Source organism: Pseudomonas fluorescens, assembly GCF_902497855.1.
GTDB classification, from domain to species: Bacteria; Pseudomonadota; Gammaproteobacteria; order Pseudomonadales; family Pseudomonadaceae; genus Aquipseudomonas; species Aquipseudomonas fluorescens_BI.
In genome coordinates this window covers 79215-102126 of record NZ_CABVHU010000022.1, presented here as the reverse complement: position 1 = coordinate 102126, position 22912 = coordinate 79215, and the positions used below count along the sequence as shown (strand labels likewise).

Sequence of the window (22912 nt, the reverse complement as noted above, 5' to 3'; positions counted from 1 at the left end):
GGTCTTGCAGGTGACATTGATGCTGGATGTTCCGGCCTCTTCGCGAGCAGGCTCGCTCCCACACTGATCTCCAGCGAATACAGAATCTGTAATCGGCGCTGATCAAATGTGGGAGCGAGCCTGCTCGCGAAGAGACCGGAACATCCACCGCACATTACAAACCTTGCCACCCCCCCCCAAGCGCCTTGTACAAGGCAATACTCGCCTGCAACCGCGACAACCGCAGCTGCACATTCAAATCCTGCGCCGCATACAAGGTGCGCTGTGTCTCCAGCACCGTCAGCAAGTCCTCGGCCCCGGCCTCGTAGCGGCTCTGGGCAATGTTGAACGCCGTCTGCGCCTGGTTCAGCTCTTCCCCTTGCCATTGCCGCTGTTCATCCAGCCCGCGAATGCTGTTCAGGGCCTTTTCCACGTCGGCGAACCCATTGATGATCGCCCCGCGGTAGTTCTCCAGCAGTTCTTCCTGGCGCGCCGTGGCCTTGTCGCGCTCGGCGCTCAGGCGGCCGTTGTTGAACACAGGGGAAAGCAATCCGGCCGTGAGGTTATAGAACGGATTGCGCAGGATGTCGGCGGCGCGGTCGGCACCGGAGCCCAGTTCGGCGCTCAGGGTGACGGCCGGCAGCATGGCGGCGCGAGCAACCGTGACATCGGCTTGGGCGGCGGCCAGTTGCGCTTCGGCCCGGGCGATGTCCGGTCGGCGGGTGAGCAGCTCGCTGGGCACCCCGGCCGCGATGGTCGGCCATGACAGCTGCTCAAAGCGTTCTGCCCCCAGGCGCAGTTGCTGAACCGGCCGGCCGAGCAGGGCGGCGAGGCTGATCAAGGCGTCCTGGGCCTGTTGCTGCACCAGCGGCAATTGCCGTTGTTGCGCCGCCACCAGACTCTTCTGCTGGGCCAGTTCCAGGGCCGTTGCCGAGCCGGAATCGAACCGGGTCTGCACCAGGTTCAGGACGTTTTGCGCATTGGCCAGATTCAACCCGGCAATGCGGCTTTGCTCGCGCAATGACAAGGCTTGCGCGTAACTGTTGGCGACGCCGCTGAGCAACGTCAACTCCACCGTCGCCTGGTCGAATTCGCTGGCTTGCAAACCAAACTGCGCACTGTCGCGGGAGGCGCGTTGGCCGCCCCAGAAATCGATCTCGTAGGTGGCGCTGAGGTTGGCGTCGAAGTAGTCCACCGCCTTGTTGCTGCTGTCGGCATCGAGTTGGCTGTAGCCATTGCCGCGCAGCAGTTTTTGCCGATTGGCATTCAGCGCGGCGGTGACCTCCGGCAACAGCGAGCCGCCAGCAATCACCGTGTCGGCCTGGGCCTGGCGTACCCGGGCGATGGCGGCAGCCAGGTCGTAGCTACCGACCCGGGCTTGTTCGATCAGGCGATCGAGTTCGGGGCTGCCGAACTGCGTCCACCATTGCAGGTTGCTGCGGGTGGCATTTTGCGTGTGCGGCGATTGCCAGGACGACGGCGGCTGGATGCCGCTGTCCGGACGCTGGGCAGTGCTGCCACAGGCGCCGAGCAACAGGCAAAGGGTCAGCAAACTTAAGCGCGGCTTCATCAAGAGATCATTCACTGGTAAGGGCCGTGACCGGGTCGAGCCGGGCAGCTTTGCGGGCCGGCATGAAGCCGAAGACAACACCGGTGACCAGGGCGCAGCCGAAGGCGCCGAGCACCGCTATCAAGGAGAACGCGACCGCGACTTCGCTCAAGATCAGCACGCCGCCGACGATCAGCGCCAGGGCGATCCCGGCGAGGCCGCCGACCACCGAGAGCATCACCGCTTCGGTGAGGAACTGGCGCAGGATGTCCCGCTGACGGGCGCCGGTGGCCATGCGAATGCCGATCTCGCGGGTGCGTTCGCGCACGGTCATCAGCATGATGTTCATCACGCCGATGCCACCCACCAGCAGGGATATCGCGGCAATCGAGCCGAGCATCAGCGACAGGGTATTTTGCGTGCGCGCTTCGGCCTGGATCATCGCCGCATTGTTGGTCAGCTCGAAATCCTTCTTGCCGTTGTGCAGGCGCAGCATCAATTGCTCGATGGCGTGTTCCGTCTCCTTGACCTTGCGCGCGTCGGCGGCGGCGACGGCTACGTATTCAGGGTTGTAGGTGCCGAACAGCCGCACACTGGCGGCGGAGTAGGGGATGGCGATGCGGTCGTCGCTGTCGGAGTCGCCGGAGCTGGCGCCTTTTTCGGCGAGCACGCCGACCACCTGGAACGGCACGTTTTCGATCAGGATGTACTGGCCGATCGGGTTGGCCACATCCTTGAGCAGCTTGGTCCGGACCTTGTGCCCGATGACCGCGACCGCTGCCGCGTTGCGTTCGTCTTCCTGGGTGAAATAGGCGCCTTCCACCACCGGCCAGTTGAAGATCGCCGGGAAGTTGGTGTCGTTGCCGCCGACGTAACTCAAGTGGTCGAGGTTGCCGAAGCGTACCCCGGCTTCCTGGCCGTTGACCGGCATGATCCGTGTCACCTGCGGCAGGCTGCCCACCGCGGCCACGTCGTCCAGGGTGACGATGCCCAATGGCGTTCGCGGGTTCGGCGACGAGCCGCTCAGATAGATGATGTTGGAGCCGAACGCGCCCATCTGCGCCATGACCTGGCGCTTGCTGCCTTCACCGACAGCCAGCATCACCACCACCGACGCGACGCCGATGATGATCCCGAGCAGCGTCAGCGCCGTGCGAAAGCGGTTGATCCACATCACCCGCCAGGCCGCTTGCACCGCGTCCACCAGTTCGCCTTTCCAGGCCCCGGTGGCTTCGGCGCCTTCGCTGAGGCGCTTGCGCAAATCCACCGCCTGCAGCGCACCGGGATTGGCCGAGGTCTGGGCGGATGGGTTATCGCGGGCGCTGTCGCTGATGATCAGCCCGTCGCGAATTTCGATGATGCGTTTGGCCCGGGCCGCCACTTCGCGGTCGTGGGTGATGAGAATCACCACGTGGCCCTGGCTCGCCAGTTCGTCGAGCAGGGTCATGACCTCGGCGCCGCTATGGCTGTCGAGGGCGCCGGTGGGTTCGTCGGCGAGGATGATATGGCCGCCATTCATCAAGGCGCGGGCGATGGACACCCGTTGTTGCTGGCCGCCGGAGAGTTGATGCGGGCGGTTGCCGGTGCGCGAGGCCAGTCCGAGGCGGTCGAGCAGGGCGGCGGCGCGGGCGTGGCGTTCCGCCGCTGGAGTACCGGCATAGATCGCCGGCATCTCGACGTTTTCCTGGGCCGAACCGGAGGGAATCAGGTGATAACCCTGGAACACAAAGCCGAAGGCTTCGCGGCGCAGCCAGGCCAGTTCGTCGCTGTCGAGGGCGGCGACGTTTTCCCCGGCGAAACGGTATTCGCCCGACGTGGGGCGGTCGAGGCAGCCGAGGATGTTCATCAGCGTCGACTTGCCGGAGCCGGACGCGCCGACAATCGCCACAAATTCCCCGGCATGGATCGACAGGTCGATGCCACGCAAGACGTGAACTTCAGGTGAGTCGCCACCGCCGTAGGCTTTGCGGATGTCCTGCAGGTCGATCAGGGGCGTCAGCATTCAGCCGCCACTCCCATCGGCCGGACCGATCAACAGATGATCGCCTTCCTGCAAGCCCTCGATAATCTGTACCCGCAGGCGATCGCTGATACCGGTGCGCACGTCGCGTTGCTCGATGCTGCCGTTTTTCGCGACCACCCGGGCGGTCTGGCTGTGCGCCTGCGTGCCGGTTTGCAGGGCTGCAATCGGCGCGGTGAGGACATTTTTCGCCTGGTCGGCGACAAAGAACACTTGAGTGGTCATTTCCGCCATCAGCGCATTGTCGGCGTTATCGACGTCGAGCAATACGGTGTACAACACCACGCGCGCGCTGCCGCTTTTGCTCGAGCTGGCCGGGCTGCCGCCACCCTGGCTGGTCTGGTCCAGTGGCTTGGGCGGCACCGGCAGGATTTGCCGCACGGTGCTGTTCCAGCGCCGCTGGCCGCCGCTGAGGGTGGTGAACCAGGCCGTCATGCCGGGTTTGACGTGACCGATATCGGCTTCCGACACCTCGGCCCAGACGGTCATCGGCGACAGCTTGGCGATACGCAGTATCAGCGGTGTTTGTTGCTGGGCGTTGAGGGTCTGGCCTTGCCGGGCGTCGAGTGCGACCACGGTGCCGCCCATGGGCGCATAGATCCGGGTGTAACCGAGCTCGGCCTGATCACTGCGCAGGCTGGCCTGGGCCTGGCGGATCTGCGCCTGGAACATGTCGATGCGGGCCTGGGTGGCGCGCAATTCGGCCTCGGCGGTCTGCACATCTTCCTCGCGGGTGGCGCCGCCGGCCTTGAGGTGCTGCTGACGCTGGTATTTCTGTCGGGCGAGGTCGTGCTGTGCCCGTTGCTCCTGCAGCTGTGCCTTGAGGTTTTCGATGGAATAGCGTCCGGCGTCGAGTTTGGCTTGTTGCGTGGAGGGATCGATTTCCACCAGCAGTTGGCCTTCCTTGACTACGTCGCCGACTTCCACGTGGATTTTCTGGATCTGCCCCGACGCCTGGGCGCCCACGTCGACATAACGCCGCGGTTGCAAAGTGCCCAGGGCCGTGACGCTGCTTTCGATGTCGCCCCGGGTCACGGGGATGGTGGCGAACTGGTCGCGACCGGGCGGGATGATCTGCCAGGCGGCGATGGCGATAACAGGGATCAGACACAGTGCTGCAAGCAGGGCGCGGCGGGTCTGTCGGGGACGTTTCATGCAGGGTTCCGGCCAATGAATATCGGCCCCTCGTTCTACCTGCACGGATTTATCAGGCAGCGGCAGAACGCTGCCGAAGGATCGGCAGAGACGGGGAGCTGTGTGGTAAACGAGGAAAGTACCGGGGAATTTAGCTTCCGACACATCGCGCAACACGTATAGACGATGACTATTTATCGGGCAAGACAAAGCAACACTTTAAATCTATATGAGAATTACTATAAATTACGCGACTCAAGTTGCCACTATCGTGCCACTGCCTGTTCGGCGGTTGTCGCGGTGGCTCAAGGATAGAAACCGCACGGGTGCGGCCGGGAGTCATGTTGGAAAACTACTATCGCGAGCTGGTGTGTTTCCTGAACGCCAAGCTGGGCAACCGTCAGGTGGCCGAAGATGTGGTGCATGACGCTTATCTACGGATACTGGAGCGCGCAAGCGACACGCCGATCGAGCAGCCCAGGGCCTTCCTGTATCGCACCGCGCTGAATCTGGTGATCGATGACCATCGGCGCAATGCCCTGCGTCAGGTCGAGTCGCTGGACGTGCTCGACAATGAAGAGCGCTACTTCACCCCCTCGCCGCATAACAGTCTCGATCACGGCCAGCGCCTGGACATGCTCCAGCGCGCCCTGGCGGAACTGCCGCGGCTGTGCCGCGAGAGTTTCCTGCTGCGCAAGATCGAGGGTTTGTCCCACCCCGAGATCGCCCAACAGCTGGGGATTTCCCGGGCGCTGGTGGAGAAGCACATCGTCAACGCCATGAAGCATTGCCGCTTACGGATGCGGCAGTGGGATGCCCATTGACCGCTTCCGGTTCATGAAAAAACTATATTAAATTTTGTTTCATTGTCCTCGTTCCCTATCAACAGACGATCTGCTGTCCTGCTCCAGGCCGGTCAGGTCATTAGGCTTACGCCCCGCTGCTGGGGGGTTTATCCAGAGGACACTGGAAATGACACAGGCAATTGCATCGCCCATCGTTCACGACCTGATCGGCGTCGGTTTCGGCCCTTCGAACCTGGCGCTGGCCATCGCTTTGCAAGAGCGTGGGCCGAGCCAGGGCGAGCTGGATGTCGTGTTTCTCGACAAGCAGGCCGATTATCGCTGGCACGGCAACACCCTGGTGACCCAGAGCGAGTTGCAGATTTCCTTCCTCAAGGACCTGGTGACCCTGCGCAACCCGACCAGCCCTTACTCGTTCGTCAATTATCTCAAGCACCACGGTCGTCTGGTGGACTTCATCAACCTCGGCACCTTTTATCCGTGCCGCATGGAGTACAACGATTACCTGCGCTGGGTCGCCGCGCAGTTCGAAGCGCAGAGCCGCTACGGTGAAGAAGTGCTGACGATCGAGCCGGTGTTGCACAACCAGAAGGTCGAAGCGCTGCGGGTGATCTCGCGCGATACCCAGGGGCAGCAGCACGTACGCACCACCCGTTCAGTGGTGGTCAGCGCCGGCGGTACCCCGCGCATTCCCGAAGCGTTCAAGGCACTGAAGAACGACAGCCGCGTATTCCATCACTCCCAGTACCTGGCACAGATGGCCAAACAGCCCTGTGTGAACAACCAACCGATGAGCATTGCGATCATCGGCGGCGGGCAGAGCGCGGCGGAAGCCTTCATCGACCTGAACGACAGCTACCCCTCGGTGCAGGTGGACATGATCCTGCGCGGCTCGGCACTGAAACCGGCCGATGACAGCCCGTTCGTCAACGAAGTGTTCTCGCCGGAATTCACCGACCTGGTGTTCCAGCAGGCGAGCAACGAGCGCGAGCGTCTGGTCAACGAGTACCACAACACCAACTATTCGGTGGTCGACATCGACCTGATCGAACGCATCTACGGCATCTTCTACCGGCAGAAAGTCTCGGGCATCGCCCGTCATGCGTTCCGCACCCTGACCACCCTCGAAAAAGCCACCGCCACCGAGCGCGGCATCGAACTGGCCGTGCGCAACAACGCCACCGGTGAAGTCACGGTAAGGCATTACGATGCCGTGGTGCTGGCCACCGGTTACGAGCGGCAGATGCACCGCAAGCTGCTGGCGCCACTGGAACAGTACCTGGGCGATTTCGAAGTGGATCGCAACTACAAGCTCATCACCGACGAGCGCTGCAAGGCCGGTATCTACATGCAGGGCTTCTGCCAGGCCAGTCATGGCTTGAGCGACACCTTGTTGTCGATCCTGCCGATTCGTGCCGATGAGATTGCCGGCTCGTTGTACGAGCATGGCAAGGCGCGGGGGCAGGGGCGGTCGGTGATGGATTTGCTGCTCGCGACTGCCAGCTAAAATATGTAGCGCCTGGTAAGCCGCTTTCGCCGGCAATCCGGCCTCGCTCCCACAGTTGATCGCTGTCGTACACACATTCTGTGTCCACAGAAGATCCCCCTGTGGGAGCGAGGCCGGTTTGCCGGCGAAGAGGCCCTGAAAAACACCACATATCCACAATCCTGCCCTCTTCCTGAAGACCCCCCGCAAGCCTCCCCTTTTACCCCGCAAGATAACGCACAACTTTTTGTGCCGTTGTCTCGCTGCAAAGCGAGCAACTCCCGAACGCGGCCAGTCCTGGTCTGCATTCCGACATCCTCTCATTCACACTGAATCGTGCGTGATATTCGACCCCCTTGTCGTCATCGCGGCGCAAAGACAGGCCTGCTCGGCGGTTTCCCGGCCGACCCGGGGGAAACTGTCATGAACCTGACTCTACTCAAGGAGTTCTTCGGCGGTTACCTGTGCTCCCGCGCAGTACGGCCTCAACGAAGTCGAGCCCATACCTCAGCTGGTGATGACCGGAATCATCATGGCCATGGACATCTTCCTGCCAATAGGGCTGTTGGCGCATTACTGCAAATTGCAAGGATTGCTGTTGCTGTAGTTCGTTTTGTTGCCAGTGGTTCTGCTGCTGCGTGCCTGGCGCTGACCCAAGCGGTGAGGGGGTTTTATTTTCGCCGGTAGTGATGTTGCCAAATGCAGGGAGCGGCGCGGACTGCGATATTGGGGCCGCTTCGCTTATTAGCGTAATTTTGAAATGCGGAGACGTCGGACAGGATTCAAGGACGTTTCCTACATCAACTTTTGTGTCGTTTCGTTACGGTGATCCATGAAACGGCTTCGGCTGAAGCGGTTATAACGCCAACTGAAGAGCAGGAGCGGGCGCAATTTTTGCGTATATGACTTCAGCGTTTGCATACCGCGAAAGATGGCTACATGTCTGAATAAAAACAAGGAGTTGCGCATGACAATGGAGTTTTTATCTCTGCTTACGGCGCAGAACCGCCGTTTATTCAAATTGACGATGGGACTGAAAGGCGGGGAAGCGCTATTGCTGGAGTCCTTTACAGGGCATGAAGGACTGTCGACAGACTTTGGTTTTCAGTTGGATCTGCTATCCGACGATGCTGGCGTAAAATTGAAAACAGCGATGGGGCAGTCAGCGACGATCGAGATCGAATTGGTTACAGGCTCGAGTCGATACATCAACGGCCATGTATTGCGTTTCGGCAGTAATGGTAGCGACGGCGGTATGTGTCGCTATTCGGCGCTAATCGGTTCCTGGCTTAGCTTGCTTGAGCAGCGGTTTGACTCTCGGATTTATCAGGAGCAAACGGTAGAACAAGTCGTTTCAGAGGTGTTTGGCCGTTATGAAGGAATTGCCAAATTTCAATTTCGCATTGATCGTTCACTTAACAAATATAGCTATATCACACAGTATCGAGAAAGCGATCGACATTTCGTGATGCGATTGCTGGAAGGCGAAGGGCTTTTCTTTTATTTCGAGCACACCGCTGATAGTCACACGATGATCATCATGGATGACTCAACGCTATTGCCCCCTCTGCCAGAACAGCCTCAAGTGCGCTTTCACACAGCTTCAGTTACTGAAACAGCTGATTCAATCACCCATTGGAGCGCTGAGCGGGAACTGCAGTCCAGCATAATTTCTATCCAGACCTTTGATTATCGCCAGCCTCGAAACCGACTTCCAGTGAGTATGAAAAGTATCAATCAGCAGGGCGATGTTGCTGCGTACGAGATCTACGACTTCATGGGCCAATATACCCATGGCTCTTACGATGATGGCGAAGTGTTGGTGAGAAACAGAGTTGAAGCTCTAGAACTTAGAGGCAAGGAATTTCTGGGGGAGAGCAACTGCCGAGCGATGCGTCCTGGTTATTCGTTCGAGCTCACGCAGCACTATGAACACGATAATGGTTCTTCTGAGAACCGAAAGTTTCTTTTGATGAGTATTGAGCATGGAGGCAGTAACAATTACCTATCTGGTAAACAGGCTGGTTATGCCAACAAGATTAACTGCGTGCGTAAAAAAATAAAATTTCGCCCTCAACTCAACACGCGGACGCCCTTAATTAGTGGTCCTCAAACCGCCAGCATCGTAGGGCCTCCAGGCGAAGAGATCTACACCGACGAACTCGGCCGGGTAAAAGTGCAGTTCCACTGGGATCGTTACGGCGATTTCAACGATAAAAGCTCCTGCTGGATCCGCGTCGCCCAATCCGGTGCCAGCGGTGGTTTCGGCAGCATCCTCATTCCGCGGGTCGGCGATGAAGTGGTGGTGGTGTTCCTCGACGGCAACCCCGACCGCCCGCTGATCATGGGCAGCCTCTACAACAGCCAGAACATGCCGCCGTGGTCGTTGCCGGCGAGCAAGACCCAGAGCGGGTTTTTGACGCGGTCGATGAAGGGGAAGGGTAGCAACGCCAACTTTTTCCGCTTCGAAGACAAGGCCGGTGCCGAGCAAGTGATTGTCCACGCCGAGCGCAACATGGACACCGAAATCGAGGCTGATGAAAGCCACAAAGTCGGTGGAAATCGTCAGATCAAAGTGGAAGGCAAGCACTCGGAAACGATCAAGCTCGAGACCAGCATTGCCGTTGAGGATGGGTCGTACTACGTCACTGTCGATAAAGGCGAAGTGAAGATCAAGGCCGCAACTTCCATCACTCTGGAAGTGGGCGCCAGCAAGCTGGTCATGAACCATGACGGGACTATTACTTTGGCTGGCATAGCGGTTGATGTGGAAGGAACAACCATCATCAACCTGAACAAAACAAACTGACGGATAAAGGACTGCCGCATGCGAACCAGTATTTACGATCGTATTTCAGAGAAACGAATTCGTGAGGAAAAACGCCTCGAAGAAGAGCGTTTGAGACAAGAGGCGCTACCTCCGCCGCCCAAGCGCTTTCAAACCAACGAGCTGAGTTTTGTTCGGCCGGCCAATTTCAAGGACAAGACGTTTCATGTATTCACGCTAACAGATATAGGGCCAAGTCCCTTGTCCGTGGTGATAGGTCGAACACCAATCGAGGAAGACAGTGACCTTGAAACCATGGCGCAACAGTTATTGGCCGATCTAAAGAAAGCACTATCCCATCTGGAGTGGGTGGAGCATCTGGGCCCTGCCGAAGTCGCAGGTGTAGAAGCACGACGTATCGAGTTCAAATGGAGACAACGAGGTCAACCGGTTCACCAACTCCAGTTGATCTTTCTACATCAGAATGAACATCTGCAGCCGCTTTTGATACAGATCACAGGAACCAGCAACAACCCGAAAGGCATGACGCCTGACCAAAGAAGCGTATTTTACGCATTTCTAAATACCCTTGAACTACGGCAAATCCGAGGGACTGACCTGCCGATAGAGCCGGCATGAGTGCGGCTGCGCGTTTGGCTGATCCTATCGAACACACCGGGTCGCTTACGGGGCTGCTCGCAGGGCTTGCCGTTGGAGCAATTGCTGCTGCATTGATCGTAGGAACGGGAGGATTGGCAGCCGTCGCGATAGTTGGCGCCACTGCCGCTGCGGGCGCCGGTATCGGGCAACTGATCGGAAGTTTTTCCTATTTCAACCACGGTACCGGCCAGATAGTCAGTGGTTCCGGCAATGTATACATTAATGGAAAATCCGCCGCCAGAGCTCACTTGGACAAGGCAGGTTGCAATGAGCATGGTTCTGCGCCGCAAATCGTTGCACAAGGGAGCGGTACTGTTCATATCAACGGTCAGCCTGCCGCCCGTGTAGGCGATCGCACCGTATGCGATGCAAAAATCAGTTCGGGGTCTGGCAACGTTTTCATCGGTGGAGGCACCGATACTACCGACCCGATAAATCCTGAAGTTCCTGTATGGCTTGAGCGAGCAATACTTGTCGTCGGTTTGGCGAGTGCGTTCGTGCTGGCAAGCCCGGTGATCGTCATTGCAGGGTTTGCCGGAGGTGTTGCTGGCGGGTTGGCGGGAAACTGGGCTGGAGGGGAGTTATTTGGTGAGGGCTCCGACGAGCAGAAATTGATGGCCTTCGGTGGGGCGTTGCTGGGTGGTGGTTTAGGGGCCAAAGGGGGCAAGTGGTTTGACGCGCGGTATGAGATAAAACTTCAGGGAATTGGGTCTTTTTTTGGGAATGTTACTATCGTCCCAAGAAATGCTGGCACGGTCGCTAGTATTGCGGAATCGGAGGCAGCTTTAGGTAGGGCCCATCTAGCAAAACTTGAGCTCCCTCCAAATAAGGAATACAACGTAAAAACCGTATCGTCGAATGACAAAAAAACGTTAAGTGGATGGGGCAATAAAAAGCCTGAAGGGTATGAAAAGGTCCCTGCGGAGCAAGTAAAGGCGAAATCCGAAGCAATCGGGCATGAAGTTAAAGCACATCCTTATGATAGAGATTATGATGGGCAATATTTTTCGTCGCATGCGGAAAAACAAATGTCTATAATTAGTCCGAATCATCCGATTGGTGTTTCCAAGCCTATGTGTAATGACTGTAAAGGCTATTTTTCAAAATTAGCACAATACAATAATGCGGATCAGATAGTCGCCGATCCTAAGGCTGTTCGGATTTTTAAGTCAGATGGTACCGTTGAGACAATTTTGAGGTCTGAATGAACAAGAAAACTAAAGTGCTTATTAGTAAGCTTCTAAATGAAGTCAGGCGGTCACCCTCCGGTGATTTAGTTCTCCCTCTAAGGAAGCTTTTGTGGAAGACAATTACTGAAGAAGAGTCCGGCTTGATGCAGAAGCTAATTCTCACAAGCTTGGATGTCGCTTGTGTAAATCATGCCTCATTTATGTGGTCGCAAAAGTTTAAGGAATCTCAGGATATCGCGACGATGTTATCGATAGCGCTTGATGCTGCGAATGGTAAGATCCCAGAAGTCACGGCGCTAAACAAGCGTGATGAATTTTATGTCGAAACTGTCGAAAATCAGGATTATCAAGTTGACGAGTATCCGGTAATGTTTGTCGGGCATGCTGCTGCTAATACGATTGTCACTGCAACCGCCGATTTTATATACGATCCATCTGATCTTCGTAATGATCGCGACCTAGATCCCAATGCTTTTGAACCAAGTTATTTAATAGCATCAGCGTTTGCGGGTGGTTTGGAAGAGAACGGGAACTCTGAATTACGGCGCGGGTTTTGGGAGTGGTATTTGTCTTGCGCCATTAGTCAGATCGTTTGATGCCTTATGATCTGAGCGTATCGAAAAAGCCACCGCCACCGAACGCGGCACCGAACTGGCCGTGAGCAACAACGCCACCGGCGAAGTCACGGTGCGGCATTACGATGCCGTGGTGCTGGCCACCGGTTACGAGCGGTAGATGCACCGCAAGCTGCTGGCCCCGCTGGAGCAATACCTGGGCGATTTCGAAGTGGATCGCAACTACAAACTCATCACCGACGAGCGCTGCAAGGCCGGCATCTATATGCAGGGCTTCTGCCAGGCCAGCCATGGCTTGAGCGACACCGATCCTGCCGATTCGTGCCGATGAGATTGCCGGTTCGTTGTACGAGCATGGCAAGGCGCGGGGGCAGGGGCGGTCGGTGATGGATTTGCTGCTCGCGACTGCCAGCTAAAATATGTAGCGCCTATCAAGCCGCCTTCGCGAGCAAGCCCGCTCCCACACTGGATCACCAGTGAACACAAATTTTGTGTACGACCGGGATCCCCTGTGGGAGCGGGCTTGCCCGCGAAGAGGCCCGAAAGAACAATACAAATTCTGCACCCAGCCCCTACCTTACGAACCTCGCAATTCCCCCACCCCCAGTGCAGCATTTACTCACTCGCCACCCGACATCCCTACCCGACACCAGATCAGACGCTCCCGATTTTCGGAATAGTCCTACAGAAAGCTTGTCCGCTCTTCCGTAGCCTTGTGCCCTCACGAAACACCCTGCCGGGGGCCTCCGTTGTCGAACCAAGCGTTACGTATCCTGATTGCCGATGAGCAACATTTTCAGCGGATGAGAATCGAGCGCCTGTTCAACCGGCTCGGCTATTACCGGGTGGCGCCGGTGCAAAACCTGGCGGAGCTGCTGACGCTGGTCGAATACAGTGCCACGCCATTCGATCTGGTGGTCATCCATGCCTCGTTGGCCGGCGGCGCGTTGGACCTGCTCGATTTTTTCCTCGATAACCCGCAGGTCGATTATGCCCTGATCTACGACGGTCAACAGGCGCATCTGCCGCCGATCCCGGCCTGCGGGCAGCAGAAGGTTCAAGTGAGCCATGCTTCGCTGCCCGATCTGGCGACCATAGAAAGGATGATGACGCTCATTGATCGCTCACTACCGTTGGTCGGCACTGTCATTTCTGTCAGGTAGATTCACCCGAAATTCCATGCAACAGTCTCTGCGCAGCCGTTGTGTTAACCCGGGCCTGGCCCAAGGGCATTGATTGCCCGTTCGTAGTGCCTTTGCACAGGGAGTTGCCATGAAGTCAGCGAAGTCAGCGCTGATAGCGGACGATCATCCGGTGGTTCGCGCTGCAGTGAAAATCTTGCTCAGACAGGAGGGGTTCAAACAGATCTACGAGGTGTCCAGCGGTAACGAGGTCTTGTCGATGATCCGCGAACATAAACCTGATCTGGTGGTGCAGGATCTGATCATGCCCTCGCTGGACGGGCTTGAGGTGCTGGCACGGATCCAGTCCGGTGAAGTGTCGTGCCGGGTCGTGGTGTTTACCTCCCTGGAAGGCCTGTTTTATCAGGACCGTTGCATGCGTGCCGGTGCTTCGGCGTATGTGTCCAAGGCCAATGATCTGGAACATCTGCACAAGGCCGTGCAGGCGGTCATGGCCGGTTATAGTTATTTCGCCAGGCTGCCTTCGAGCTCGGTGTCGCTCAACAGCTTGCAACGCAGCGAAAAAGAGTTGATCGACAAACTCTCCGACCGGGAGTTGACGATCTTTCAGTATCTGGCCCATGGCATGAGCAACAAGGCCATCGCCGAAATCATGAATTTGAGCCACAAGACGGTCAGCACCTACAAGACCCGGACAATAGAAAAACTCAATGTGCAATCCCCGGTGCACCTGAGGGATTTCGCCCTGCGCAATCATCTTATCTGAATGAGCATCTTGCGGCGTTGGTGCAGCCTGACAGCCCTCCTGCTATCGGGGTGTCTCTGGGCATCGAGTGTCTGCGCGCAGCCGCAGACTCTGACGTTGCTGGGTCGCTCCAGTGCCGAGGGGCCTGCCGTCAAACTGTCAGAGACCGATTCGCGCTGGCTGCGGCAAAAGGGCCGATTGGTGCTCGCCGTCTCCGCACCGGATTATCCCCCCTTCGACATCACGACCACGGGCACTGACTACGAGGGATTGACGGCTGACTATGCCGGTCTGCTGCAGCAGCTCCTGAACGTAGCGATCGACGTTCAACGCTACCCATCGCGAGAGGACGCGGTGCGGGCAATCAAGCAAGGTGCCGCGGACTTGCTCGGCACGGCCAACAGTTATGAGGCCCAAAACACTGAGCTGCGCATGTCCAGTGCCTATGCCGTCGACCAACCGGTGCTGGTGACACGCACAGCGTCTTCGCCGCCGCTGACCCCGGACCTGGCTGGCAAACGGCTGGCGACGCTGTACCACTATTTGCCTGAACACAGGGTGCAGGCGTTTTATCCCCTGGCCAGCGTCCAATTGTTTCCCTCTACCCTGAGTGCCGTGGGGGCCGTAGCGTTCGGGCAAGCGGACGTCTATCTGGGCGATGCGATCAGCGCCCATTACCTGATCAGCAAGAACTATCTCAACAACGTGCAGTTGGCCGATTTTTCGTCCATGGAGTCCGGTCGCTTTGCGTTTGCGATGAGCCGCGACAATCAACCCTTGCATCGCATCGTCAACAGCGCGCTTGCGGCGGTGAGCACCAATGAACAAATGAATATCCTGCGTCGATGGGGCGCCAACGGGCCTTCCATGCCAGGTACGCAAGCGCTGCAATTGAGCGAGGCCGAGCAGCGTTGGCTCGATCGACATCCCCGTGCAAGCGTGGCAATGAACGAAAACATCCTGCCGATTTCGTTTATCGACAGCGATGGCAAGTTCCGCGGCATCAGTGCTGACGTACTGGACAAAATCAGTCTGCGCACCGGCTTGCAGTTCGATATACGGCCCGCCAGATCAATCGCCGACATGTTGGAGTCGCTCAAGACCGGAAAGGTCGATCTGGTGGCGGGGATCAGCCCCAGTATCGAACGTGAGGCCGGGTTGCGCTTCACTCGCCCATTCCTCACCAGCCCGAATGTGCTGGTGACTCGCTCGGGGCCGAACAATCCCACGACCCTGGATGAAATGGCCGGCAAAACCCTGGCGGTCACCCAGGGCAACAGTGCCGGTGAATTCATTCGTCAGCATTTCCCGCAGATCAGGCTGGTCAATGCACCCTTGACCGCGGATGCGATGGACATGGTCGCCCGGGGCAAGGCTGACGGCGCCATCAACTCGTTGATCGCTGCCCGCTACATGATTTCCCGGCGCTACCGGGATCAGCTGCGGGTGACCAGCACCGTCGGTACCGATCCGGCCCGCAGTACCCTGGCCACCAGTCGCGACGCGGTTGAGCTGCATTCGATCCTGGACAAGGCGCTGCTCAGCATCGCGCCCGAAGAAATCGATGACCTGACCCTCTATTGGCGCAATGATCTGATGGTGGAGCAAAGCTTCTGGCTGCGTCATCGCCAGGCCATTTTCCAGGCATTTGCCGGCGCTGGCGCCTTGCTGGTGCTCGCCCTGGTCTGGATCGGTTATCAGCGCCGGCAGATCCGCCAGCGCCAGCTGTTGCTCAGGCAACTGCAGGACGCCAAGGACGCCGCCGACGAGGCCAATCGGGCCAAGACCACGTTTCTGGCAACCATGAGCCATGAGATCCGCACGCCGATGAACGCTCTGATCGGCATGCTCGAATTGGCGCAGAAGCAGGCGCAGGAGGGCGTTGCCGACCGTGCCGCGATTGAAGTGGCATCGACTGCCGGGCAACAGTTGCTGGCGTTGATCGGCGACATCCTGGACATCGCCCGCATCGAATCCGGGCATTTGTCGCTGGCTCCTGACCGCGCCAACCTGCGCACGCTGGTGGAATCGGTGTGTCGGGTTTTCGAGGGCCTGGCACGCCAGAAGCACCTGGCGTGGCGCGTCGATCTGGACCGGAACAGCGACTGCGACGTGTTGATCGACCCCACGCGCTTCAAGCAGGTGCTGTCCAATCTGTTGAGCAATGCCATCAAGTTCACCCATAAAGGTGAAGTGAGCCTGACGCTGCGGGTCGAGCCTGCCCGGTCGGGGCATCTGGCGGTCAGTGTGTGTATTGAAGACAGCGGTATCGGCATCGGCACCGTGGATCGGCAGCGGTTGTTCAGTCCGTTCGTTCAGGGCGGCAACAGCCAGCAGTCCGGCCGCAACGGTTCCGGCCTGGGATTGGTGATCAGCCGCTCCTTGTGTGAAATGATGGGCGGTCGCTTGCAGCTCGCCAGCGTTCTGGGGGAGGGCACCCGGATCGACGTCAGCCTTGAGCTGGTGGCTTTGCAACCGTTGCCTTCGCGCGAGTTGCCCGCCGAAGTTCAGGTGCCCACCCGGGCGCTGGTGATCCTGGTGGTGGACGATTACCCGGCCAATCGATTGTTGCTGTCACGGCAGCTGAGCGTCCTCGGCCACCAGGTGCTCGCGGCCGAGGACGGCGAGCGCGGCTTGGCGCGATGGCGCGAACATGAGTTCGACCTGATCATTACCGACTGCAACATGCCCGTGATCAGTGGTTATGAACTGGCGGGAGCGATACGCGATGACGAGCGGACCCAGGGATTGCAACCGACGCTGATTCTGGGGTTTACCGCCAACGCGCAGCCCGAGGAAAAGATCCGTTGCGTTGAAGCGGGGATGGACGACTGCCTGTTCAAACCCATCCGGCTGGCGGATCTGAGTGCCTGGCTGGCCTCGAGATTTGCCGACGAATTGCCCAGTGTGATCGCAGCCCCTGCCACGACCGAGATCGACCTGAGCGGCCTGGAGCACTACGTCGGTGAAGACCGTGAGCTGATCGAACAATTGCTGCGCGATCTGGCGGTGGCCAACCGCGCTGATCGCGAGCTTCTACTGCAGTTGCACGCCAGTAACAATCTCCACAACTTGCCGATACTGGCGCACCGGATCAAGGGCGGCGCGCTGATGGTTCGCGCGGCCAGCCTGATCCAGTGCTGCGAGCAACTGGAACGGGCCTGTGGCGAGGGCCGCGCGGCACTGATCGACGAGGCGGTCGATCAGTTGCAACAGGCCATGACGCGCCTGGATCAACGTCTTGCACAGGGCTGACGTTCAATCCCAATTCGGGGCAATGCCCTTGGGACTGGTCAACCGTTGGCCGCGATCCAGGCCAGCGATCAAGGCCATGTCGGCGTCGCTCAATTTCATCGCACTGGCTTTCAGATTGCTCGCCAGATTGGCCCGTTTGGTGGACGAGGGAATCACGGCGTAACCCATTTGCACGGCCCAGGCCAGGGCGACCTGGGCCGGTGTCGCCTGCAGTCGATCGGCGATCTGCCGGATGACCGGGTCCTTGAGGACTTCACCGTAGGCCAGGGTCATGTACGAGGTGATCCGGATACCCTGGCTTTGCGCGAACTCGACGACCTTGCGGTTTTGCAGGTACGGGTGCAGTTCGATCTGGTTGGTGGCGATGTTCTCGGCACCGACGGCGGCGATCGCCTGCTTCATCAGGTCGACGGTGAAGTTGGACACGCCGATCTGCCGGGTCAGGCCGAGTTTTTTGGTTTCGAGCAGGGCGCCCATGAACTCTTCCACAGGCACCTGGTCTTCCGGCGACGGCCAGTGGATCAGGGTCAGGTCCAGGTAGTCGGTCTGCAGTTTTTCCAGGCTTTGCTTGAGGCTGTCGATCAGGCGTTCCTTGGCGAAATTGGCGACCCAGATCTTGCTGGTGATGAACAGGTGTTCACGGGCAATGCCGCTGGCGGCGATGGCTTGGCCGACCTCGGCTTCGTTCTCGTAGATTTGCGCGGTATCGATGGCCCGATAACCGAGCTCCAGGCCAGTGCTCACCGAATCGATGACCACCTGGCCTTGCAAGCGAAACGTACCCAGACCGAATGCGGGAATAGACATCAATGACTCCAGGGGTTGCAGTGGGAATGGACAGGAGTATCCCCGGCTGCATCCTTGAGAAAAACCGCTGGATCGGCAAAGCAATGTTTACCGCAAGTCACGAATCAACCTCTACGGATCTTAACCCCCCTCCCGCCGCCCTAGGCAATATCGCTACGGCTGAACTCCTCCCCCAAAAAGTCGATCAACGTCCGCACCGACGGCAGCAACCCGCGGCGTGACGGGAATATCGCGTGCACGATCCCGCTCTTGGGGGCCCAGCCCGGCACCAGTTCCACCAGGCGTCCGGCGGCGATGTCTTCGCGCACCACCACGTTGGGCAGGTGGGCGATGCCGATCCCCGCCAGCACCGCGTGACGCAGCGCCAACAGGTCGTCGGTGACCATGCGCGGCGCGTGTCGGATCACCGCGCTGGCGCCATCGGCGCCGAACAGTTCCCACTGATATTCACGCTGCGCCCCACCCCAATGCAGGCTCGGCAAACCGCTGAGGTCGGCCGGGGCCGCGGGTGCCGACAGGCGTTCGCAAAACGCCGGGCTACCCACCAGGCTCTGGGTGCTGTTGCCCAATACCTTCATCACCATGTCGGTGTTTTCCAGCGGCGGAAAGCGCACCCGCAGGGCGATGTCGAAACCTTCGTGGATCAGGTCGACCCGGCGGTTGGTGCTCTCGATAAACAACTCCACCAGAGGGTACTTGAGCATGTAGCGGGTCAGCATCGGCCCGACCCAGGCATTGAGCAGGGCGGTGGGACAACTGATGCGCACCAGCCCCTGGGGTTCGGAGCGGTTGCGTTCGATCAGTTCGGCGGCGCTTTCCGCTTCCACGCGCATGGCCAGGCAGCGCTGGTAATAGGCCTGGCCGATTTCGGTCAGCGAACAATGCCGGCTGGTGCGGTGCAGCAGGCGCACGCCGAGGCGCTCTTCGAGCTCGGCGATGCGCCGGCTGAGCTTGGACTTGGGCATGTCCAGCGCCCGTCCGGCCGGGGCGAAACCGCCGTGTTCCACCACTTGGGTGAAGTAGTAGAGGGTGTTGAGGTCTTCCACCATCGTTCTCCATATAGAACGCTAAAGCCGATTTTTGCAGTCTAGTGCATCAAAGGCTGCGGTTTTAAGCTTTGTCCATCGCGTCACACAACAGAATTGGAGAGGCAGGATGAAAAACATCATCGGTATCTACACCAGCCCACGTACCCATTGGGTCGGCGACGGCTTTCCGGTTCGTACGCTGTTTTCCTACGACAACCTGGGCAAACACATCAGCCCGTTTTTGCTGCTCGATCACGCCGGCCCCGCTGATTTCACCCCGACCACCGAACGTCGTGGCGTTGGTCAGCATCCGCACCGCGGCTTCGAAACCGTGACTATCGTTTACAAGGGCGAACTGGAGCACCGCGATTCCACCGGCAGCGGCGGCAAGATCGGCCCAGGCGACGTGCAGTGGATGACCGCGGCGTCGGGGATTCTCCACGAAGAATTCCACTCCGAAGGCTTCGCCAAGAGCGGCGGCACCCTGGAAATGGTGCAACTGTGGGTCAACCTGCCGGCCAGGAACAAAATGGCCGACGCCGGATACCAGACGATTCTCGATGGTGACATCCCGAGCATTGCGCTCAAGGACGACGCCGGCAGCCTGCGCCTGATCGCCGGTGAGTTCGACGGCCAAACCGGCCCGGCGCGGACCTTCACGCCGATCGATGTCTGGGACCTGCGCTTGAACGCCGGCAAGCGGCTGACCCTGGACCTGCACGAAGGGCGCAACACCGCCGTGGTGGTGCTGCGCGGCACGGTTCAGGTCAACGGTCGGGAGCCGGTGCGGGAAGGGCAGTTGGCGCTGTTCGAGCGCGACGGCCATCAGCTCAGCCTGGAAGCCAACAACGACGCCGTGGTGTTGCTGCTCAGCGGCGAACCGATCGACGAGCCGATCGTCGGTCACGGTCCATTCGTGATGAACACCGAGCAGGAAATCCATCAAGCCTTTGCCGACTTCCAATCGGGCCGTTTCGGTCGGATGAGCGGTTGATTCAACGCAACAGCGCTGTGGCGTGCCAGGCGTGGATGACTACGCTTGTCTGGCCGCGTTTGACGAAAAAACAGAGTTCACTCACGCCGGCACCGTTCGGCATCGATTAAAAGCGAGGAATTGCCATGACTACTTCTTACAAACGTCTCGACAAGGATAACGCCGCCGTTCTGTTGGTGGATCATCAGGCGGGCCTGCTGTCTCTGGTGCGCGACATCGAACCGGACCGTTTCAAGAACAACGTGCTGGCCCTGGCGGACCTGGCCAAGTACTTCAAGTTGCCGACCATCCTCACCACCAGTTTCGAAACCGGCCCCAACGGTCCGCTGGTGCCCGAGCTCGAGGCGCTGTTCCCGGACGCGCCGTACATCGCCCGTCCTGGCCAGATCAATGCTTGGGACAACGAAGACTTCGTCAAGGCGATCAAGGCCACCGGCAAGAAACAACTGATCATCGCGGGCGTAGTGACCGAGGTGTGCGTGGCGTTCCCGGCGCTCTCGGCATTGGCCGAAGGCTTCGATGTGTTTGTGGTGACCGATGCTTCCGGCACCTTCAACGAACTGACCCGTCAATCGGCCTGGGACCGCATGTCGTCCTCCGGTGCGCAACTGATGACCTGGTTCGGCCTGGCCTGCGAGCTGCATCGCGACTGGCGCAACGACGTGGAAGGCCTGGGCACCTTGTTCTCCAACCACATCCCGGACTATCGCAACCTGTTTACCAGCTACAACGCGCTGACCAACAGCAAGTAACCCCTGACACACATCGCCCTCTGTAGGAGCCGGCTTGCTGGCGATAGCGGTAGAGCAGTCACCGATTCAGTGACTGACAGACCGCCATCGCCAGCAAGCCGGCTCCTACAGGTTTTTGTATTGTTCTCGAGCCCGCGTTTGCTCCTACACTGTGCCCATCCGCACGTGTCTGGAGTCGCTCGATGCTGTCCCTGCTCACCGATCACCCCTTGCTCTGCGCCCTGGTCCTGATCCTGATCGATCTCGGCCTGTGGCGGTTGATCAGTGCCAATGGCAGCCACTGGAAACTGGTGGTGCGGCTGGTGATTTTCTCGCTGTTCAGCGTCGTGCTGTTCAACGAAGGCTTGAACCCGCTGGAGCCGGCGCCCTGGGCTGACAATATCCCGCTGCACCTGGCAGCGGTCGGTTTGCAGATCGGTTGGTGGCTGTTCGCCGCGCGAACCCTGACGGTGCTGATCGGCGCCGTGATGATGCAGCGGGTAGGGCACACCGGGCGGTTATTGCAGGATCTGCTCGGTGCGGTGATCTTTCTGATCGCCATCATCGCCGCCCTGGCCTACGTGCTCGAACTCCCGGTCAAGGGCGTTCTGGCCACGTCCGGTGCGTTGGCGATCATCGTCGGCCTGGCCCTGCAAAGTACCCTCAGTGACGTGTTCTCCGGGATCGTCCTCAACACCACCAAACCCTACCAACTGGATGACTGGATCTCCATCGACGGCACCGAAGGCCGGGTCACCGACATCGACTGGCGCGCCACGCGCCTGCAAACCGTCCAGGGCAGCATGGCGGTGATCCCCAACTCGCTGGCGGCCAAGGCCAAGATCATCAACTTCAGCCGCCCGAGCGACATTTTCGGCGTCTCGATCAGCTTGCAACTGAGCCCCCACGCCCGTCCGAACACGGTGATCGAAGCCCCGGAACGGGCCATGCAGGGCTGTCGCCAGTTGCTGAGCAAACCGGCGCCCAGTGTCTCGTTGAAAAGCTCCAGCAGCACCGGGATGGAATACGAGATCAGCGGTTTCGTCGAGTCGATGGATCAGAAACGCATGGTGCGCAATCAGCTGTTCGACCTGGCGTTCCGGCACTTGCATGCATCCGGTGTCAGCCTGTTGTCGAGCGTCGAATCGAATGCACCGGCCAACCTGTCACGGCCACGGGCATTGCTCGACACCTCGAACATTTTCTCGACCCTGCGTCAGGAAGAGAAGGAAACCTTCAGCCAGAACATGACACTGCAAACCTTCCGCGCCGGCGAACTGATTCTGCCGGCAGGTGAGGTCAGCGATCATCTGTTGATCATCGAATCCGGCGTGATCTCGGTGGAGCTGAGCCGTGGCGGCGTCATGTTCGAGTCCGGGCGCATGGGGCCGGGCGAGGTGATCGGCGAGGGCGGGATATTGTCCGATACGGCGCTCCCGGCGCAGTTTACCGCCAAGACATTCTGCAGCCTGTACCGGATCGAGAAGGAATATCTCAAACCCTGCTTGGATGCGCGGCATGACATCAGCGAGGCGATGAAGGCGCTGCTGGATTTCCGCTTGAACAAGGCGCGCACGCTGACCGAGGAAGTACCTAAGGTTGTGGCGAAGAAGGGGTTTTTGCAGTGGTTGCGCAATCGAACGTAGGAGTTTGCAAGTCACGGGGGCGGCTGCAATCGAGTGGGCCGTCAGTCGGCGCCTGACGAACCAGCGGTTCACCGATCAGGGTGCGGTCATCGCTGTTCCAGTCCTCGAACGGCGCATGTTGCCATACCATGCCAACGGGGCCGGCTATCAGTATCAATCCCAGATAAGCCAAGGTCTGTCGACGCGTCGGCGGTTTTCTGTGCGCCGATTGCTGCGACGTGATCCGGGCGCGGCCATGCCCATGGATCTGCGAGAGCAGGAAGGCTTCACGCGCCTGTTCCGGCATTTCCCACAACAAAGACTCCAGGTGCCAACGGGATTCGGCATTCGGCGAAGCGGCAGCTGGCAAACGCGTTTCGGGTGAGGGCGACATGGACGAGGATACTCGTGTCCGGCATCCT

Annotated in this window: 18 protein-coding genes and 2 pseudogenes; 14 read left to right on the top strand and 6 right to left on the bottom strand. The window is 59.1% G+C overall.

Features of this window, described 5'->3' with window-relative positions; translation table 11 throughout:
- Positions 1-154: 154 nt before the first annotated feature.
- Genes F8N96_RS30790 through F8N96_RS30780 form a run of 3 tightly spaced genes read right to left on the bottom strand, consistent with a single transcriptional unit; the run spans position 155 to position 4703 of the window.
- The gene (locus F8N96_RS30790) at positions 155-1549 is read right to left on the bottom strand and encodes an efflux transporter outer membrane subunit (protein WP_150801007.1); all 1395 of its coding nucleotides are present in this window, start codon (positions 1547-1549) and stop codon (positions 155-157) included.
- A gap of 7 nt (positions 1550-1556) precedes the next feature.
- The gene (locus F8N96_RS30785; RefSeq protein ID WP_150801006.1) at positions 1557-3530 is read right to left on the bottom strand and encodes a MacB family efflux pump subunit; all 1974 of its coding nucleotides are present in this window, start codon (positions 3528-3530) and stop codon (positions 1557-1559) included.
- Positions 3531-4703, bottom strand: a complete 1173-nt coding sequence (locus F8N96_RS30780) for an efflux RND transporter periplasmic adaptor subunit (RefSeq protein ID WP_150801005.1) — start codon at positions 4701-4703, stop codon at positions 3531-3533. It abuts the gene before it with no gap.
- Between the two features lie 320 nt (positions 4704-5023).
- Between F8N96_RS30780 and F8N96_RS30775 the strand changes: the two genes are divergently transcribed.
- From F8N96_RS30775 to F8N96_RS30725, 11 genes and pseudogenes are all read left to right on the top strand, one after another.
- On the top strand, positions 5024-5506 hold the full coding sequence (locus F8N96_RS30775; RefSeq protein WP_150801004.1) for a sigma-70 family RNA polymerase sigma factor: 483 nt from the start codon (positions 5024-5026) through the stop codon (positions 5504-5506).
- A 148-nt stretch (positions 5507-5654) separates the two neighbouring features.
- Complete coding sequence (locus tag F8N96_RS30770; RefSeq protein WP_150801003.1) at positions 5655-6992, top strand: lysine N(6)-hydroxylase/L-ornithine N(5)-oxygenase family protein; 1338 nt, start codon at positions 5655-5657, stop codon at positions 6990-6992.
- A 481-nt stretch (positions 6993-7473) separates the two neighbouring features.
- Positions 7474-7658: pseudogene (locus tag F8N96_RS35590) on the top strand (hypothetical protein); the annotation flags it as partial.
- A 280-nt stretch (positions 7659-7938) separates the two neighbouring features.
- Positions 7939-9780, top strand: coding sequence for a type VI secretion system tip protein TssI/VgrG (gene tssI / locus F8N96_RS30760; protein WP_150801002.1), 1842 nt, complete (start codon positions 7939-7941; stop codon positions 9778-9780).
- 18 nt (positions 9781-9798) lie between these two features.
- Positions 9799-10377, top strand: coding sequence for a DcrB-related protein (locus tag F8N96_RS30755; RefSeq protein ID WP_150801001.1), 579 nt, complete (start codon positions 9799-9801; stop codon positions 10375-10377).
- Positions 10374-11606 (top strand): PAAR domain-containing protein, encoded by a 1233-nt coding sequence (locus tag F8N96_RS30750; RefSeq protein WP_150801000.1) that lies wholly within the window; start codon positions 10374-10376, stop codon positions 11604-11606. Before F8N96_RS30755 ends, F8N96_RS30750 begins: the two co-directional genes overlap by 4 nt.
- Positions 11603-12184, top strand: coding sequence for an Imm5 family immunity protein (locus F8N96_RS30745; protein WP_150800999.1), 582 nt, complete (start codon positions 11603-11605; stop codon positions 12182-12184). The genes F8N96_RS30750 and F8N96_RS30745 overlap by 4 nt, the downstream gene beginning before the upstream one ends.
- Positions 12185-12203: 19 nt before the next feature.
- Positions 12204-12579, top strand: a pseudogene (locus F8N96_RS30740) (ornithine monooxygenase); the annotation flags it as partial.
- Positions 12580-12912: 333 nt separating this feature from the next.
- On the top strand, positions 12913-13326 hold the full coding sequence (locus F8N96_RS30735; RefSeq protein ID WP_150800998.1) for a response regulator: 414 nt from the start codon (positions 12913-12915) through the stop codon (positions 13324-13326).
- Between the two features lie 109 nt (positions 13327-13435).
- The gene (locus F8N96_RS30730; protein ID WP_150800997.1) at positions 13436-14071 is read left to right on the top strand and encodes a response regulator transcription factor; all 636 of its coding nucleotides are present in this window, start codon (positions 13436-13438) and stop codon (positions 14069-14071) included.
- A complete protein-coding gene (locus F8N96_RS30725) occupies positions 14072-17305 on the top strand; it encodes a transporter substrate-binding domain-containing protein (RefSeq protein WP_150800996.1) in 3234 nt (1077 codons plus the stop codon).
- A 3-nt stretch (positions 17306-17308) separates the two neighbouring features.
- Here F8N96_RS30725 and dkgB read toward each other — a convergent pair whose 3' ends face one another.
- Positions 17309-18112, bottom strand: coding sequence for a 2,5-didehydrogluconate reductase DkgB (dkgB, locus tag F8N96_RS30720; protein WP_150800995.1), 804 nt, complete (start codon positions 18110-18112; stop codon positions 17309-17311).
- Positions 18113-18252: 140 nt separating this feature from the next.
- Positions 18253-19161 (bottom strand): LysR substrate-binding domain-containing protein, encoded by a 909-nt coding sequence (locus F8N96_RS30715; protein WP_150800994.1) that lies wholly within the window; start codon positions 19159-19161, stop codon positions 18253-18255.
- A gap of 106 nt (positions 19162-19267) precedes the next feature.
- Here F8N96_RS30715 and F8N96_RS30710 point away from each other — a divergent pair, with 106 nt between their 5' ends.
- From F8N96_RS30710 to F8N96_RS30700, 3 genes are all read left to right on the top strand, one after another.
- The gene (locus F8N96_RS30710) at positions 19268-20134 is read left to right on the top strand and encodes a pirin family protein (RefSeq protein ID WP_150800993.1); all 867 of its coding nucleotides are present in this window, start codon (positions 19268-19270) and stop codon (positions 20132-20134) included.
- 125 nt (positions 20135-20259) lie between these two features.
- Entirely contained in the window at positions 20260-20886 is a 627-nt protein-coding gene (gene ycaC / locus F8N96_RS30705; protein WP_150800992.1) for an isochorismate family cysteine hydrolase YcaC, read from the top strand.
- Positions 20887-21068: 182 nt separating this feature from the next.
- Entirely contained in the window at positions 21069-22511 is a 1443-nt protein-coding gene (locus F8N96_RS30700) for a mechanosensitive ion channel family protein (RefSeq protein ID WP_150800991.1), read from the top strand.
- Here F8N96_RS30700 and F8N96_RS30695 read toward each other — a convergent pair.
- Entirely contained in the window at positions 22459-22884 is a 426-nt protein-coding gene (locus F8N96_RS30695) for a hypothetical protein (RefSeq protein ID WP_150800990.1), read from the bottom strand. The two genes, F8N96_RS30700 and F8N96_RS30695, sit on opposite strands and share 53 nt — an antisense overlap.
- Positions 22885-22912: the final 28 nt, after the last annotated feature.